15 protein-coding genes and 2 tRNA genes are annotated in these 15,035 nt (G+C 63.7%); 10 read left to right on the forward strand and 7 right to left on the reverse strand.

All coding sequences use genetic code 11. The features are described 5' to 3' along the window. Nucleotides 1–7: 7 nt before the first annotated feature. Genes KUW62_RS17480 through puuE form a run of 3 tightly spaced genes read right to left on the reverse strand, consistent with a single transcriptional unit; the run spans nucleotide 8 to nucleotide 2,741 of the window. Nucleotides 8–499 carry an ureidoglycolate lyase gene (locus KUW62_RS17480; RefSeq protein WP_224816738.1) on the reverse strand — a complete coding sequence of 164 codons (492 nt, stop codon included), beginning with the start codon at nucleotides 497–499 and terminating at the stop codon, nucleotides 8–10. Continuing rightward, nucleotides 496–1,323 (reverse strand): bifunctional allantoicase/(S)-ureidoglycine aminohydrolase, encoded by an 828-nt coding sequence (locus tag KUW62_RS17485; protein WP_224816739.1) that lies wholly within the window; start codon nucleotides 1,321–1,323, stop codon nucleotides 496–498. Before KUW62_RS17485 ends, KUW62_RS17480 begins: the two co-directional genes overlap by 4 nt. Continuing rightward, nucleotides 1,320–2,741, reverse strand: a complete 1,422-nt coding sequence (puuE, locus tag KUW62_RS17490) for an allantoinase PuuE (RefSeq protein WP_224816740.1) — start codon at nucleotides 2,739–2,741, stop codon at nucleotides 1,320–1,322. The genes KUW62_RS17485 and puuE overlap by 4 nt, the downstream gene beginning before the upstream one ends. Nucleotides 2,742–2,885: 144 nt before the next feature. On the opposite strand from puuE, the gene uraH reads away from it, so the two are divergent. After that, the gene (gene uraH / locus KUW62_RS17495) at nucleotides 2,886–3,242 is read left to right on the forward strand and encodes a hydroxyisourate hydrolase (RefSeq protein ID WP_224816741.1); all 357 of its coding nucleotides are present in this window, start codon (nucleotides 2,886–2,888) and stop codon (nucleotides 3,240–3,242) included. Here the strand turns inward: uraH and KUW62_RS17500 are convergent. Beyond that, nucleotides 3,239–4,141 carry a LysR family transcriptional regulator gene (locus KUW62_RS17500; RefSeq protein WP_224816742.1) on the reverse strand — a complete coding sequence of 301 codons (903 nt, stop codon included), beginning with the start codon at nucleotides 4,139–4,141 and terminating at the stop codon, nucleotides 3,239–3,241. The two genes, uraH and KUW62_RS17500, sit on opposite strands and share 4 nt — an antisense overlap. Before the next feature lie 95 nt (nucleotides 4,142–4,236). Here KUW62_RS17500 and KUW62_RS17505 point away from each other — a divergent pair, with 95 nt between their 5' ends. After that, complete coding sequence (locus KUW62_RS17505; RefSeq protein WP_224816743.1) at nucleotides 4,237–5,484, forward strand: urate hydroxylase PuuD; 1,248 nt, start codon at nucleotides 4,237–4,239, stop codon at nucleotides 5,482–5,484. A 14-nt stretch (nucleotides 5,485–5,498) separates the two neighbouring features. Here the strand turns inward: KUW62_RS17505 and KUW62_RS17510 are convergent. Then, nucleotides 5,499–5,575, reverse strand: a tRNA-Arg gene (locus tag KUW62_RS17510). 142 nt (nucleotides 5,576–5,717) lie between these two features. Between KUW62_RS17510 and KUW62_RS17515 the strand changes: the two genes are divergently transcribed. Next, a complete protein-coding gene (locus tag KUW62_RS17515; protein ID WP_224816744.1) occupies nucleotides 5,718–6,704 on the forward strand; it encodes a LacI family DNA-binding transcriptional regulator in 987 nt (328 codons plus the stop codon). A gap of 7 nt (nucleotides 6,705–6,711) precedes the next feature. Further along, on the forward strand, nucleotides 6,712–7,395 hold the full coding sequence (locus tag KUW62_RS17520) for a hypothetical protein (RefSeq protein ID WP_224816745.1): 684 nt from the start codon (nucleotides 6,712–6,714) through the stop codon (nucleotides 7,393–7,395). A gap of 22 nt (nucleotides 7,396–7,417) precedes the next feature. On the opposite strand, the gene KUW62_RS17525 is transcribed toward KUW62_RS17520, so the two are convergent. Beyond that, nucleotides 7,418–8,830, reverse strand: a complete 1,413-nt coding sequence (locus KUW62_RS17525) for an L-serine ammonia-lyase (protein WP_224816746.1) — start codon at nucleotides 8,828–8,830, stop codon at nucleotides 7,418–7,420. Nucleotides 8,831–8,991: 161 nt separating this feature from the next. On the opposite strand from KUW62_RS17525, the gene KUW62_RS17530 reads away from it, so the two are divergent. The 3 genes from KUW62_RS17530 (at nucleotide 8,992) to KUW62_RS17540 (ending at nucleotide 12,037) form a co-directional block, all read left to right on the forward strand. Then, the gene (locus KUW62_RS17530) at nucleotides 8,992–9,702 is read left to right on the forward strand and encodes a GntR family transcriptional regulator (protein ID WP_224816747.1); all 711 of its coding nucleotides are present in this window, start codon (nucleotides 8,992–8,994) and stop codon (nucleotides 9,700–9,702) included. Next, nucleotides 9,699–10,616 carry a dihydrodipicolinate synthase family protein gene (locus KUW62_RS17535; RefSeq protein WP_224816748.1) on the forward strand — a complete coding sequence of 306 codons (918 nt, stop codon included), beginning with the start codon at nucleotides 9,699–9,701 and terminating at the stop codon, nucleotides 10,614–10,616. The genes KUW62_RS17530 and KUW62_RS17535 overlap by 4 nt, the downstream gene beginning before the upstream one ends. A 92-nt stretch (nucleotides 10,617–10,708) precedes the next feature. Next, nucleotides 10,709–12,037 (forward strand): FAD-binding oxidoreductase, encoded by a 1,329-nt coding sequence (locus KUW62_RS17540; protein ID WP_224816749.1) that lies wholly within the window; start codon nucleotides 10,709–10,711, stop codon nucleotides 12,035–12,037. 33 nt (nucleotides 12,038–12,070) lie between these two features. Here KUW62_RS17540 and KUW62_RS17545 read toward each other — a convergent pair. After that, nucleotides 12,071–12,146: transfer RNA gene (locus KUW62_RS17545), tRNA-Lys, on the reverse strand. A gap of 88 nt (nucleotides 12,147–12,234) precedes the next feature. Here KUW62_RS17545 and dapF point away from each other — a divergent pair. The 3 genes from dapF to KUW62_RS17560 are packed head-to-tail and all read left to right on the forward strand — an operon-like array spanning nucleotide 12,235 to nucleotide 15,029. Then, nucleotides 12,235–13,083 (forward strand): diaminopimelate epimerase, encoded by an 849-nt coding sequence (gene dapF, locus KUW62_RS17550; RefSeq protein WP_224816750.1) that lies wholly within the window; start codon nucleotides 12,235–12,237, stop codon nucleotides 13,081–13,083. Continuing rightward, the gene (gene mtaB, locus KUW62_RS17555; RefSeq protein WP_224816751.1) at nucleotides 13,083–14,342 is read left to right on the forward strand and encodes a tRNA (N(6)-L-threonylcarbamoyladenosine(37)-C(2))-methylthiotransferase MtaB; all 1,260 of its coding nucleotides are present in this window, start codon (nucleotides 13,083–13,085) and stop codon (nucleotides 14,340–14,342) included. Before dapF ends, mtaB begins: the two co-directional genes overlap by 1 nt. A 33-nt stretch (nucleotides 14,343–14,375) precedes the next feature. Further along, on the forward strand, nucleotides 14,376–15,029 hold the full coding sequence (locus KUW62_RS17560; RefSeq protein WP_224816752.1) for an FMN-binding negative transcriptional regulator: 654 nt from the start codon (nucleotides 14,376–14,378) through the stop codon (nucleotides 15,027–15,029). Nucleotides 15,030–15,035 lie beyond the last annotated feature (6 nt).

Raw genomic sequence — 15,035 nt, forward strand, 5'->3', positions numbered from 1 at the left:
CCTGTCGTCACCGTTTCGTTGATGTGACAAGCACCGGCTCCTCCATCCGGTACTCCTCAAGGTTGGGGCCATCGCCGACCCTGTCGATTACGGCGAAAAGGCCGGACCCGGCGATCGGCGCAAGAACGCCGTGCCAGGTGTTGCGTGCCAGGTTTACGGCGACCGAATGGGTGGCCAGAAATGCGGAAGCGGGGCCGGGTCGGCCCCCGTCGTCGGGCGCGACGATCACGAGATACGCGGCGTCGGACATCGGGATGAAGCATTGGGAGCCAAGCGGATGACGCTCCAGCAGGTCGCAGGTATACGGCATGTCGCGCAGCGTCGCCTGGAACAGGCTAAGCCCGACTGTGCCGTCTTCGATGTCGAATGTCGCAAGGTCGGTATACCGGTTGCACATCCCCGCATTGATCAACAGCGGTTGGACTGTGCCGACTTCGATCACTTCGCCGTAGGGCTTGAAAGCCTCCGCCGTGATCGCAGTGGCGACAAGCGATCTCATAGGTGCATCGCCGGATGCCGGTTGACGTCCTTGTAGAGCAGGTAGCGGAACGGCCCCGGCCCCCCGGCATAACAGGCCTGCGGGCAGAAGGCGCGCAGCCACATGAAATCTCCCGCCTCAACCTCCACCCAATCCTGGTTGAGGCGATAGACGGCCTTGCCTTCCAGCACGTAAATCCCGTGTTCCATCACGTGGGTTTCCGCGAACGGGATCACACCACCCGGCTGAAAGGTCACGACATTGACGTGCATGTCGTGGCGCAAATCGCTGGGGTCGACAAAGCGGGTTGTGGACCAGACGCCGTCCGTGTCCGGCATCGGCACAGGGTCCACGTCATCGTCATGGGTGAAGACCGGCTCGGGGCGGTCCAACCCTTCCACGGGTTGGTAACGTTTGCGGATCCAATGGAACTTTGCGTGGCCCGACGTCCGATTACGCAGGCTCCAACCGCTGCCGGCAGGAAGATAGGCATAGCCACCGGGGGTCAGGGTACGGGCGCTGTCGCCAAGGGTAATCTCGACCTCGCCTTCCATCACGAAGATCCCGGCCTGAACCGTCTCATCGGGCTCTGGCCTGTCCGATCCGCCACCCGGTGCCACGTCCATCACATATTGTGCGAAGGTTTCCGCAAAGCCGGTCATGGGCCGGGCCAGGACCCAGGCTCGGGTGTCATCCCAGAAGGGGAAGGCGCTGGTGACGATATCCTGCATCACCCCCTTGGGTATCACCGCGTAGCTTTCGGTGAACACGGCCCGATCGGTCAGCACCTGCGTCTGTGGTGCAAGCCCGCCCTGGGGCGCAAAATATGTGCGGCGTTCGGTCATTGTGCGAACAAATCCCTCAATCGGTGAAGCGCGATCCGTTCGACCTGGTGACAGGCCTCGGCGAATTCTGCGTCGCGGGAATGGGTCAGGCGCTCGTGAAAGGCCGACAGGATGCTGGCCTTGTCATGGTCGCGTACGGCGATGATGAAGGGAAAGCCGAACTGCGCCACATATTGCGTGTTGAGGTCCGTGAAGGTCTGGCGTTCGGCATCGGTCAATGCATCCAACCCGGCCGACGATTGCTCGGACGTCGATTCCGCCGTCAGCCGCTTGGCCTGCGCCAGCTTGCCTGCAAGATCCGGGTGTGCGTTCAACACGCCCAGCCGCCCCTCTTCACTCGCCAGCCGGAATTGCACGGTAAGGGCGGCATGGATGCCGGTGGCGCTGTCATGGGCGGGCCCAAGCTCCCCGTCAAAGACGCGCTCGGCGATCCACGGAGAATGCTCGAAGATGCTGCCGAACGCGGCCACGAAATCATCTTTCGACATGCGGGACGGGCGCAGGTCCGGCGCCTTGTAGGGATGCGTTTTCATCCAATGCTCCGCAATGTCGATCCGGCGCGCGACCCAGACGTCGTCATGGCCCTGCACATAGTCGAGGAACCGTGCCAGCGCCGCCGCCCTGCCGGGGCGTCCCAGAAGGCGGCAATGCATCCCAACGCTCATCATCTTGGGCGCGCCTGCCTGCCCTTCCGCATAGAGCGTGTCGAAGCTGTCCTTGAGATAGGCAAAGAAATGATCGCCGGTGTTGAACCCCTGCGGCGTGGCGAAGCGCATGTCGTTGGCGTCGAGCGTGTAGGGGATCACCAGCTGCGGGCGGTCGGCCACGTCGATCCAATAGGGCAGATCATCGGCATAGCTGTCGGAAACATAGTCGAAACTGCCGTCTTCCGCGATCAGCCGCACCGTGTTTTCGGAGCACCGCCCCGTATACCACCCGCGCGGCGCCTGCCCCGTGACGGCCTCGTGCAGCGCCTTGGCCTGCACGATGTGGCCGCGCTCGTCCTCCGGGGTGAAGTCCTTGTACTCGATCCATTTCAGACCGTGGCTCGCAATCTCCCACCCCGCGGCATTCATTGCGGCCACCTGCTCCGGCGATCGGGCCAAGGCTGTCGCCACGCCATAGACCGTCAGCGGTAGGTCGCGGGATGTGAACAGGTTATGCAACCGCCAGAACCCGGCCCGCGCGCCGTATTCATAGATCGACTCCATATTCCAGTGCCGTTGCCCGGGCCAAGCGGCGGCTCCGACGATCTCGGACAGGAACGCCTCGGATGCGGCATCGCCGTGGAGGATGCAATTCTCACCCCCCTCCTCGTAATTGAGGACGAATTGGAGGGCGATCTTCGCGCCACCGGGCCATTCAGCCGCCGGCGGGGTCGACCCATATCCGGACATATCGCGGTCATATCGTTTCAAATTGCACTCCTATCCCAATCTTCGCATAAACCGCGAGGACGCTTCGGTCTTTCAAGAAAAAGTTGAAAGTGTTTCAGAGCTTCTTGCATTTCAAAGCAATCTCCCATGTCTCAGTGACAGGGAACCAAGGCAAAGAGGTGCATCATGGCGGGATATCTGACAACACATGTTCTGGACACGGCCCGGGGTTGCCCGGCGGCAGGGCTGAAAATCATGCTCTACAAGCTGTCCGGCAATTCCCATCGCAAGCTTCTGGAGGTCGTGACCAACGATGACGGGCGCACCAATGCCCCGATCCTGCCTGCGGAGAGCTTTGAGACTGGTTCGTATGAACTGGTCTTCTGTGCGGGCGATTACCTGCGCGCCACGGGTCAGGCCGGGGATGATCCATTGTTCCTCGACGAAATACCGATCCGCTTCGGCATGTCTGACGCGGAGGCCCATTACCACGTGCCGCTGCTGTTGAGCCCCTTCAGCTACGGCACCTATCGCGGCAGCTAGGCCAATGCGGCTTTCAGCCGTTCGGACATGAAGTCGATGAAGAACCGGCTTTTCGGGTCTTGGTTCTTCTTGTGCGGGTAAAGGACTGCAAGTTGTGCGGGCAGGGGGTTGGAGGCCTCGCAGACGGCGACCAATTCGCCGGATGCCAGATGATCCTCCACCTCGAAAAGCGGCTTGTTGATGATCCCGCGCCCATCCAAGGCCCAAGCCGTCAACACATCCCCGTCGTCGCAGGCAAACGGCCCCGTGACGTCGAATTTCTCGTAGCCATCGCTGGTGCTGAGGGTCCATCTGAACTCGGTGGACCCGGGAAAGCGCAACAGAAGGCACGCGTGATTGTCATTGATCAGGTCGCTGCCATCCACCGGCATGCCCCGCCGCTCGATATAGGACGGCGCGGCGCATAGAACGCGGGGAAACTCGGCGATCGGCTTGATCCGCAGCCCGGAATCCGGCGGGTTCCCGACGACAAAGGCCACGTCGAGCCCTTCGCCCATCAGGTCCAGCGCGCGGTCCGACAGACGAAGGCGGGTGTGAACATCGGGGTACTTCTCGTGGAACAGGGCCACGTTCGGCGCGATCAGCCGCCGCCCGATCCCCAGCGGGGCCGAGACAAAGATCGACCCGCGCGGGTTCAGCGTGATCTCGTGCACGGCGGCCTCGGCTTCTTCCAGCGCCTCCAGCACCTTGATCGCCTTGGGATAGAAGATGCGCCCTTGTTCCGTCGGCTGGATCGACCGCGTGGTCCGGGTGAACAGGCGAATCCCCAAACGCTTCTCCAATTCCCCGATCCGCGATGACGCCACGGCGGCGGAGACGCGCAGATCACGGGCGGCGGCAGACATGTTCTCCAATTCATAGACGCGGGTGAACATGCGGATATTGTTGATGTTGGTCATTATTCGGCTTTTTTTGAAGCTGATGCAGATAATCGTGAATTATCATATAGCCGATGGGCAGTATAGCGTGTCCCGGATGTCAGGAGGGCCGCGCGATGTATGATCTAGCCGTATTCACAGATTGGTTGGCGTTTGCCGTGCGGTGGCTGCACGTCATCACGGCGATGGCGTGGATTGGCGCGTCGTTCTACTTCATCGCGCTCGACCTGATGCTGAAGCCCGCAGACGACCTTCCCGAAGGCGCCACCGGCGAAGAGTGGGAGGTTCACGGCGGCGGGTTCTACAACACGGTCAAATACAACGTCGCACCCGCTCGCCTGCCCGAACATTTGACATGGCACAAATGGCAAAGTTACTGGACGTGGCTGTCCGGTGCTGCCCTGCTGATGCTGGTCTATTGGGGCGGGGCGGAGATGTTCCTGATCGACTACGACAAGATCGAGCTGAGCGCGTTTCAGGCTATCCTGATCTCGGGCGGATCCTTGGCGATCGGCTGGGTGCTGTACGATTTCCTGTGCAAAAGCCCGCTAGGGGACCGCCCGACGCTCCTGATGCTGTTGTTGTTCGTGATCCTCGTGGTCATGGCCTGGGGCTACAACCAGGTGTTCACCGGGCGCGCCGCGCTTCTGCATCTGGGGGCCTTCACCGCCACGATCATGACGGCGAATGTGTTCTTCATCATCATGCCGAACCAACGGATCGTCGTGAAAGACCTCAAAGAGGGGCGCGTGCCGGATGCGAAATATGGAAAGATCGCCAAGCTGCGCTCGACCCACAACAATTACCTGACGCTGCCCGTCATCTTCCTGATGCTGTCGAACCATTACCCGCTGTCGTTCGCCACCGATTATTCCTGGATCATTGCGTCCCTCGTGTTCCTGCTGGGGGTGCTGATCCGGCACTATTTCAACTCGATGCATTCGGGCAAAGGCCGGCCCCACTGGACCTGGGGCGCAAGTGCCGTGATCTTCGTCATCATCATGTGGCTGTCCTCCGCCCCGATGTTCCGCGATTACGATTGGCAGGCAGAGGTCGTGGTGCCCGACGCGCTGGAATACGTCACCGCGTCCGCCGATTTCGACGATGTCCGCAATACCGTGCTCGGCCGTTGCTCCATGTGCCACAACGCGGAGCCCGTGTGGCCCGGCGTGAATTGGCCCCCGCGCGACGTGCGCCTGGACGACGACGCCCAGATCGCGCTCAACGCGCGGTCCATCTACCTCCATTCCGGCCTCAGCAACGCGATGCCGCCCGGTAATATCACCGGAATGACGGACGAGGAACGGATCCAGATCATCCGCTGGTATCGCGGCCTGAACCGGGACATCGCGGCAGCGGATTGATCCGGCAAGCGGGCTGGCGACCCCGGCAGGATTCGAACCTGCAACCTGCCCCTTAGGAGGGGGCTGCTCTATCCAGTTGAGCCACGGGGCCAGCCGATCCGTTTTCGGTGATTTGCCGGCATCCCGCAATCCCTTGCGGTGCTGCGCGTTGCGGGCGTATCAAAGGCGAAAGGCGCACACGACCAAAGGACGACCCCTTGCGCGGACGCAATCCATTCGACGGCAAACCCCAGATGACCCTGCGTGACGTGGCCGATGCAGCGGGCGTCAGTGAAATGACCGTCAGCCGGGTCCTGCGCAACCGGGGCGACGTGTCGGACCGCACTCGCGAGCGGGTGTTCGAGGCGGCGCGCACGCTGGGCTACGTTCCCAACAAGATTGCGGGCGCCCTGGCGTCGAACCGGGTGAACCTGGTGGGCGTCGTGATCCCGTCCCTGTCCAACATGGTGTTTCCCGACGTGCTCCACGGCATTGGCGCGGTGCTTGACGGTACGGAGTTGCAGCCAGTGATCGGCACCTCCCAATACGATGCCGACAAGGAGGAGAAGGTGATCTACGAGATGCTCTCGTGGCGCCCCTCCGGCCTGATCGTGGCGGGGCTGGAGCATACGGAACCGGCGCGGGCGATGATGCGCAATGCCGGTGTGCCGGTAGTCGAGGTCATGGACGTGGACGGCGATCCGGTCGCCGCTGCCGTGGGGATCAGCCACGAGGCCGCCGGGCGCGCCATGGCCGCCGAAATCGTCGCACGGGGCTATCGGCGGATCGGCTACCTCGGCTCAAGCTCCATCGCCGATGCGCGCGCCCAGAAACGCTATCGCGGCTTCCGCGCCGGTCTGGCGGAGGCGGGCTTGGAGCTTGCCGATGAGATCTTCTATGACGGCGCGTCGGGCTTCGGCACCGGACGTGGCATGACGCAGGCCCTGATGGATCGCACGCCCGGCTTGGATTTCCTCTACTACAACACCGACATGAATGCAGCGGGCGGGTTGCTTTATTGCCTCGACAAGGGCCTTTCGATCCCCGGCGACATCGGAATGGCCGGGTTCAATTCCTTCGAGGTGCTGGACGGCCTGCCGATGCGCATCGCGACCATGGACAGCCAGCGCGAAGCCATCGGTCGCCGCGCGGCAGAGCTGATGGTGGCCAACGAATTGACCACCGAGGTTGTACGGCTGGAGCCGGAATTTCTGCCCGGTGACACGGTGCGGGCGCGATAGGCAAGGCATGGCACTCGCCATGGGCACACCTTCAGACAAGGAAGTCGCACTGAAGGCCGGCTTGGATGCCTTCGAATCCGCGATGCGCCCGTGGTTGAGCCCGCGTTCTCCGCTATCCCCGCTCGTCATCGAGGCCACGACGCGGCCCGCGCCGCAGGTACCGCCGATGCGGCGCGATCCCATGGCGGTTCGGCAGACGGAGCGTTCCGCGGATCAGGTGCTGATCTCCTCGGGCGCAGGGCCGAGGCCTGACCAGTGGCAGGACCGACAATTCAGCGAGACCATCATCACGGTCCATAGCGATGAAGTTTGGTTGTCGTACAACGCCATGCACACCGTTTTCATACGCGGCTGGACCATCCGCGCACTGACGTTCAACGGCCTGCTCCGCGCACGGTTTGAACAAGCGCTGTTACGGGGCTTGCAAGACCGGTTAATCGACGTCTCGAAACCCAAGCATCGACAAGGTGGCGGCACAATGGCTGGCTTGGCCGGGCGGCGCAACCGTACGCTCGTGGGGCCTCGCCTATACCCTGACAGCGCATCGCAAGGAGAAGGGTTCAGCCCGAACTTGCGACTGGAATTGGGCCAAAAGATTAACGGTGTCCTGCGCACCACGCCCGAAATTCTCGGCGCTCAACGGATTATCTGGGGCGGCGACGATCCAAACCCGACGCCGTGGTTTCCATAGAGCGGCCTTTAGCCCATCAGCCTCAACATTCCGGCAAATTCACCGCCAACCCGCCCTGGCTCGTTTCCTTGTATTTCTTGCTCATGTCGATGCCGGTCTGGCGCATCGCTTCGATGCAATTGTCGAGCGGCATGAAATGGGTGCCGTCCCCGCGCAGGGCGAGCGATGCGGCGGACACCGCCTTGATCGCGCCCAAGCCGTTGCGCTCGATGCACGGCACTTGCACCAACCCACCTACCGGGTCGCAGGTCATGCCAAGGTGATGCTCCAGCGCGATCTCGGCGGCATTCTCCACCTGCTCATTGGTGCCGCCCAATGCCGCGCACAAACCCGCGGCGGCCATGGCTGACGCGCTCCCGACCTCCCCCTGGCATCCGACTTCCGCGCCGGAGATGGAGGCATTGTGTTTGATAAGCCCGCCAATCGCGGCGGCGGTCATCAGGAAGTCGCGCCGCCCGTCCTCCGTCGCGCCGATGCAGTGGTCGCGGTAATAGCGCAGGACCGCCGGTACCACGCCCGCCGCGCCGTTGGTGGGGGAGGTTACAACCCGGCCCCCCGCCGCGTTCTCCTCGTTCACGGCCATGGCGTAGACGCTCAACCAATCATTCGCGACATGGGGTTGCGCCTGGTTCGTGCCCGCCTCGGCTTTCAACTGGTCATGGATGTTCTTGGCCCTGCGCTTCACGGCCAGACCGCCGGGCAATTCGCCATCCATCCGCAGGCCCCGGTCGATGCAATCGTCCATCGCGGACCAGATCGCGTCCACGCGCGCCCGGACCTCCGCGCGCGGGGCCAGTGCCGCCTCGTTTTCCCACTTCATCTGCGCGATGCTCTTGCCCGAGGCACGCCCGAGCGCCAGCATCTCCTGTGCAGAGCCGAAGGGATGCGGGAACCCGGCTTGCGCCTTTTCCGCATGAAGGGCATCGGGGCCTTCCCCCTGGCCGTCCAATTCCCGCGCGGTCATCACGAAGCCCCCGCCGATGGAGTAGTATGTTTCCTCCAGGTAGAGGTTTCCGGCCGTGTCGAAGGCGCGCAGGATCATGCCGTTCGCGTGTCCGGGCAGCGTCGTGTCGTAATCGAAGACAAGGTCCTTGTCCGGAGCGAAGCGCAGGGGCGGCAGATCTGGCGGAGTGACGGTGCCGGTGGCGCGGATTTCGGCCTCCAGCGCCTCGGCCTTGTCGGGGTCCAACGTGGCGGGTTCGAACCCCGCGAAGCCCAGGATGACCGCGCGGTCCGTCGCATGACCTTTGCCGGTGAAGGCCAGCGATCCGTGGAGGGAGGCACCGAGCCCACCAAGTTCACCGGCCCCCGGCTCCTTCTCTCGTCCGTTACGCAGATCCTGCAAGAACCGCGCAGCCGCGGTCATCGGCCCCATCGTGTGGGACGAGGATGGGCCGACGCCGATCTTGAAGATGTCGAAGATACTCAGGAACATGGGCCGGGTCTCCACCGCTGGACTATGCCGCGCAATATACGACGCCGCCCGGCGGGGGAAGCGAAGGAAGCGACCGGCCAATGGCTCGGGCCGACGCAGCATATTTCTTTCCAATTGTATAAAATTTGTATAAAGCGGCTAGATCAAGGTAGGAGGCGTGTTTGGCGAGTGCCGTGCAAAGCAAGAAGGAAGAGGTCGCGCAGCACCTGCGCGCCGCGATCCTGACATTGGAACTCCATCCCGGTGCCGATCTTGATGAACCCGACCTGTGCGCCCGCTTTGATCTGTCCCGCACCCCGCTGCGGGACGTGTTTCGCGATCTGGCGGGCGAGGGCTATCTGTCTTTGCGCCCCAACAGGGGCGCGCGGGTGGCGGACCTGTCCCATACCACGCTGCGCGCATTCTTTCAGGCGGCCCCGATGATCTACGGCGCGGTTCTGCAATTGGCCGCGCTGTCCGCGACATCGCAACAGATCGAGGCATTGGAAGCCGCCCAGGCACGCTTCAAAGCGGCGCTGTCGAATGGATCGGTCGCGGCCCGCACCCTCGCCAATGCGCGCTTTCACGCAATCACCGGAGAGATGGCCGCCAATCCCTACCTTTTGCCGTCATTCCAACGGCTTCTGATCGATCATGCACGGATCGGCATGACCTTCTATCGACCCCAAACCAGCGAAGATTCCGACCGCCTCGCGACAGCCAGTACCCAGCATGACGCGATCATCGCGGCGATCCGGGCGCGCGATGGAGCCCTGGCGGGCCGCCTCGCGCTCGATCACTGGGACCTTTCGCGCAACCAGATCGCGCGCTTCGTGATGCCCGGCGGCCTCGACGTCGCGCTTGGCTCCCTTCCAGAAAGTGAACCCGCATGACCCCCCTGTTCCAATTCGACGGGATTTACACACCCGTTGTCACCCCGTTCCTTGCCGACGGCGGCGTCAATCGCGACGCCCTGGCCAATGTGATCGAATACCTGATCGGCGCGGGTGTGCATGGCCTGATTTCCGGCGGTTCGACGGGGGAGAATTATGCCCAAACCCTGGCCGAGCGGGTGGAGATCGCACGCTTCACCCATGACTGCGTCAAGGGCCGCGTTCCGCTGGTCATGGGCACCGGCGCGATGCTGACCGCTGACTCCATCGCCTTGGCGGAGGCGGGCAAGGTCATCGGGGCTGATGCGATCCTCGTGGCGTCGCCGCCCTATGCCGTGCCGACCGACCGGGAAAATGCCCTCAACGCCCTGGCCATCGACGCGGCGGCGGGTCTTCCGGTGATGCTTTACAATTACCCGCACCGCACCGGCACGATGATGGGGGAGGAATTCCTCACCCGTGTCGCTGGCAACCGGAATTTCTGCGGGATCAAGGAAAGCTCCGGCGACATCAACCGTCTGCATCTGCTGGCGACGGAGTATCCGCATTTCCAACTGGGCTGCGGGATGGATGACCAGGCGCTGGAGTTCTTCGCCTGGGGCGCGCCGTTCTGGGTCTGCGGCGGCTCCAACTTCCTGCCCGATGAACATGTCGCGCTTTACAACGCGTGCGTCGTGCAAGCCGATTTCGCCAAGGGCCGTCGCATCATGTCGGCGATGATGCCGCTCATGCGGGTGTTGGAGCAGGGCGGCAAGTTCATCCAGACGATCAAGTACGGCGTGACCCTGAACGGCATTCCCGTGGAAGACGTGCGCACGCCGCTGGAGGGACTGGCAGCAGAGGATAAGCAGGCGCTGGAACAGGTGATAGCTGACCTGAAACGCGCCGTCGCGGGCATTGTGGCCGAGGGCTGAGGCATGGCGGCGAGACGCGATTTGCAATGCGCAGGGCGGATGTCGGTCGCGATCCCGTCGAACCTCGCCGGTTCCACGAGAGAGGTCGTGACTTGACCCGGTACGTGGCGCGCAGATTGCCGCGGCTTGCAGGACCGGCGGCCTGGAACGAGATCCTGGGCCCCGCCCCCGCCTACCCGCCGCTGGAGGGCGACATCACCGCCGAATTCGTCGTCGTGGGGGCCGGGTTCGCGGGTCTATCCGCCGCGCAACGCCTGACCCAATTGCGCCCGAACGCCCGGATCGTCCTTCTGGAGGCCACCCGGATTGCGGAGGGCGCGGCGGGGCGCAATTCGGGTTTCATGATTGACCTGCCCCACGACCTGACCAGTGCCGATTACAAGGGCGCGGGCGACGATGCAGCCCGGATCGCGCTCAACCGACAGGCCATCGCCTTCGCGCGGGACGCCGTGGCGGAATACGGGATCAAGCCGGATTACTTTGATGAGGCGGGAAAGGTGAACGGCGCGGCCAGCCCGGCGGCGGAGGCCCATAATCAAAGCTACGCCGCGCATCTTGCGGGCTTGGGGGAAACCTTCGAACATCTAGACGCAAAAGCGATGCAGGACCTGACCGGCAGCGCCCATTACCATTCCGGCCTCTTCACGCCCGGCACGGTGATGCTGCAACCGGCGGGCTACATCCGTGGCCTTGCCGCCGGGTTGGCGCAATACGTGCAGGTCCATGAGCGGAGCCCCGTGATCTCCCTCAAGCGGCAGGGGAGTGGGTGGCAGGTACAGGTACCGGCGGGCACGATCTCCGCGCCGCGCGTCATTCTCGCCGTGAACGGGCACCTGGAAAGCTTCGGTTTCGCCAAGAACCGACTAATGCATGTGTTCCTCTATGCTTCGATGAGTTCCGTGCTTCCCGACGGCGCGATCGGTGGGGCTGCTCGGTGGGGTATCACGCCCTCCGATCCCATGGGCACCACGCTTCGCCGGATCGACACGGGGCAGGGCGGCAACCGGATCGTCACCCGAACCGTGGCCACGCTGCGCTCCGACATGAAGATCACCACCAAGGACATCGCGCGCGCCACGGCGGTGCAGCGGAAAAAATTCGATGCGCGGTTTCCGGGCTTCGCCGGTCTGATGCCGGAATACGAATGGGCGGGCGGGCTCTGCCTGTCGCGCAACGGCGTCTCGGTGACCGGGGAAATCGACGCGGGCCTCTTCGCCGCCTGTGTGCAGAACGGCCTCGGCACCGTGCGCGGCACGATGACCGGCATTGCCGCCGCCGAAATGGCCTGTGGTGAAAGCACCGCTTTCACCCGCCATTGCGCCGCCGAGGACGCGCCGACCAGGTTGCCACCGGCACCGATCCGCGACATCGGCGGCAACGCGGTCATCCGCTACAGGGAATGGAAGGCGCGGGCCGAATAGCGCGCGGGCCGGACCGTTCAGAGGCAGGAAAAATGGTGAGCCCGACAGGATTCGAACCTGTGACCAATTGATTAAAAGTCAACTGCTCTACCAACTGAGCTACGGGCCCACTCAGGGATGCGTACCTAGGAGAGCGCTTTTGCCCCGTCAAGCGAAAATCCCGCTGGGGTCTTTGAAGATCGGGGACTTGCGCGTATATGCCCCGAATGCCCGCGAACACGCCCCATACCCCTTTGCGCTTTGAGAAAATGCACGGCCTTGGCAACGACTTCGTTGTCATCGACGCGCGCGATGCGGCCCACGCGGTAACGCCTGCACTCGCGCGCGCCCTCGGGGACCGTCATCGCGGTGTGGGATTCGACCAGCTGGCCGTGATCGAGGCGGGCGAAGATACCGATTTGACCCTGACCTTCTGGAACGCCGATGGCTCGACCTCCGGTGCGTGCGGCAACGCCACCCGCTGCATCGCCCGGCGAGAGATGGAGCGGACGGGTGCATCCGCCGTGACCCTGCGGACCGAGCGGGGCGTATTGCATGCGATGGATGCGGGCAACGGGCGCACGTCCGTCAACATGGGGGCGCCGCAACTCGATTGGCAAAGCGTTCCGCTGAAAGGTGCCTGTGACACGCTGAACCTGCCGATTGACGGCGCGCCAGTGGCGACGGGCATGGGCAACCCCCACTGCACCTTCTTCGTGGAAGATGCCGACGCGGTGAATCTCGCCACGCTCGGCGCGAAGTTCGAGCGTCACCCCCTGTTCCCCCAGCGCACCAACGTCCAGTTCGCCCACGTGATCGACACCGACCACCTGCGGATGCGGGTTTGGGAACGGGGGGTGGGCGTGACGCTGGCCTCCGGCTCCTCCTCCTGCGCGGTGGCGGTGGCGGCGGCGCGGCGGGGCCTGACCGGGCGCAAGGTGCGCCTGACCCTCGATGGCGGTGACATCGCGGTGGAATGGCGCGACGATGGCGTCTGGATGACCGGGCCGACCGCCCATGTCTTCACCGCCGAGGTCAGCCCCGCCTTCCTGGAAGGTCTGTTGTGATGGACGCCAAGGCCCCGGTTTTCCATACGCTCGGCTGTCGCCTCAACGCCTACGAGACCGAAGCGATGCGAGAGATGACGTCCGCCGCCGGTCTGCAAGACGCGGTGATCGTGAACACCTGCGCCGTCACCGGGGAAGCCGTCCGCAAGGCCCGGCAGGAGATCCGCAAGCTCCGCCGCGACAACCCCACCGCCAAGCTGATCGTCACCGGCTGCGCCGCCCAGACCGAGCCCCAGACGTTTCAGGCGATGGAGGAGGTCGACCTTGTCCTCGGCAATTCCGAGAAGATGGACCCGGCCATCTGGCGCGCCCTGCCCGCCGACTTCATCGGAGAGACGGAGAAGGTGCAGGTCAACGACATCATGTCGGTGCGCGAAACGGCGGAGCATCTGATCGACGGCTTCGGCACCCGGTCCCGCGCCTATGTGCAGGTGCAAAACGGCTGCGACCACCGCTGCACCTTCTGCATCATCCCTTACGGTCGCGGAAACTCCCGCTCGGTGCCTGCGGGCGTCGTGGTGGACCAGATCAAACGCCTCGTGGACCGTGGCTTCAATGAGGTCGTGCTGACCGGCGTCGACATGACGTCGTGGGGTGCGGATCTTCCGGGTGCGCCGAAATTGGGTGATCTGGTGATGCGCATCCTCAAGCTAGTCCCGGACCTGCCGCGCCTGCGCATCTCCTCCATCGACTCGATCGAAGTGGACGAGAACCTGATGCAGGCCATCGCGACCGAGCCGCGGCTGATGCCGCACCTGCACCTGAGCCTGCAACATGGCGACGACCTGATCCTCAAGCGCATGAAACGCCGCCACCTGCGCGATGACGCGATCCGCTTTTGCGAAGACGCCCGCCGCCTTCGGCCCGACATCACCTTCGGCGCCGACATCATCGCCGGTTTCCCGACGGAGACCGAGGCGCATTTCGCCAATTCGCTCAAGCTGGTGCGCGAATGTGATCTGACATGGCTGCATGTCTTCCCCTACAGCCCGCGCAAAGGCACACCGGCCGCGCGCATGCCCCAGGTGCCTGGCCCCGACATCAAGGATCGTGCGCGGCGGTTGCGCGACCTGGGCGCGGCGCAGGTTGCCGCGCACCTGTCCAAACAGATAGGGCAATTGCACAACATCCTGATGGAAAACCCCCGCATGGGCCGGACGGAGCAATTCACCGAGGTTGCATTCCAGCAGGATCAACCGGAAGGGCAGATCATCTGCGCGCGCATAGGCGGACACGATGGACGGCAATTACGGGTCTGATCGGCGCGCGTCGTTCAACATTAGTGAGTAACGATGCATCCAAATCCAGCGTTTCGAAAAGAACCGGACTTCCTGAACCTCACCCTGTGCCGAAAGCGTGGGTTCGGAATGTTGTGTTTGAATGCCGACCCGGCCCCCTTGATCAGCCACGTGCCGTTCTTCCTCGACGAAGCCGGGCAGGTGGCGGAGTTGCACCTCGTCCGCTCCAATCCGATTGCGCGCCATGTCACGCAAGCGACGCCCGCCGTGATCGTGGTCAACGGGCCGGACGGCTATGTCTCGCCCGATTGGTATGACATGCCCGATCAGGTGCCGACCTGGAATTACGTCGCCGTGCACCTGCGCGGCGTGCTGCATCCGATGGACGAGGGCCTGATGCGTAAACATCTGGACCGCCTCTCGGGCCATTTCGAGGGGCGGCTGGCGCCCAAGCTGCCCTGGACCACGGACAAGATGTCCGACACTGCCTTGGAGCGGATGATGCGGCAGATCCTGCCCTTCCGGTTCGAGGTGACACAGGTCGATGGCACGTGGAAACTGAACCAGAACAAACCCGATGCCGCGCGGGAAGGCGCGGCGGAGGCGATCCGGCAAAGCCCCATCGGCCATGAACTCGAAACCCTGAGCGCATTGATGACCGGGGGCGTGCCGTCGATAGACAAGGGCACGCCGCTTACCTACATCTAGGGAAAC

Origin of the sequence: Hasllibacter sp. MH4015, from assembly GCF_020177575.1 — a bacterium.
Classification (GTDB): Bacteria; Pseudomonadota; Alphaproteobacteria; order Rhodobacterales; family Rhodobacteraceae; genus Gymnodinialimonas.

Excerpts from the sequence above, each read along its gene's own strand:
- KUW62_RS17480 (WP_224816738.1), bottom strand. The coding sequence starts at position 499 with ATGAGATCGCTTGTCGCCACTGCGATCACGGCGGAGGCTTTCAAGCCC.
- KUW62_RS17520 (WP_224816745.1), top strand. The coding sequence starts at position 6,712 with ATGGCACTCGCCATGGGCACACCTTCAGACAAGGAAGTCGCACTGAAG.
- KUW62_RS17515 (WP_224816744.1), top strand. The coding sequence starts at position 5,718 with ATGACCCTGCGTGACGTGGCCGATGCAGCGGGCGTCAGTGAAATGACC.
- dapF (WP_224816750.1), top strand. The coding sequence starts at position 12,235 with ATGCCCCGAATGCCCGCGAACACGCCCCATACCCCTTTGCGCTTTGAG.
- uraH (WP_224816741.1), top strand. The coding sequence starts at position 2,886 with ATGGCGGGATATCTGACAACACATGTTCTGGACACGGCCCGGGGTTGC.
- mtaB (WP_224816751.1), top strand. The coding sequence starts at position 13,083 with ATGGACGCCAAGGCCCCGGTTTTCCATACGCTCGGCTGTCGCCTCAAC.
- KUW62_RS17560 (WP_224816752.1), top strand. The coding sequence starts at position 14,376 with ATGCATCCAAATCCAGCGTTTCGAAAAGAACCGGACTTCCTGAACCTC.
- KUW62_RS17525 (WP_224816746.1), bottom strand. The coding sequence starts at position 8,830 with ATGTTCCTGAGTATCTTCGACATCTTCAAGATCGGCGTCGGCCCATCC.
- KUW62_RS17505 (WP_224816743.1), top strand. The coding sequence starts at position 4,237 with ATGTATGATCTAGCCGTATTCACAGATTGGTTGGCGTTTGCCGTGCGG.
- KUW62_RS17535 (WP_224816748.1), top strand. The coding sequence starts at position 9,699 with ATGACCCCCCTGTTCCAATTCGACGGGATTTACACACCCGTTGTCACC.
- KUW62_RS17500 (WP_224816742.1), bottom strand. The coding sequence starts at position 4,141 with ATGACCAACATCAACAATATCCGCATGTTCACCCGCGTCTATGAATTG.
- KUW62_RS17485 (WP_224816739.1), bottom strand. The coding sequence starts at position 1,323 with ATGACCGAACGCCGCACATATTTTGCGCCCCAGGGCGGGCTTGCACCA.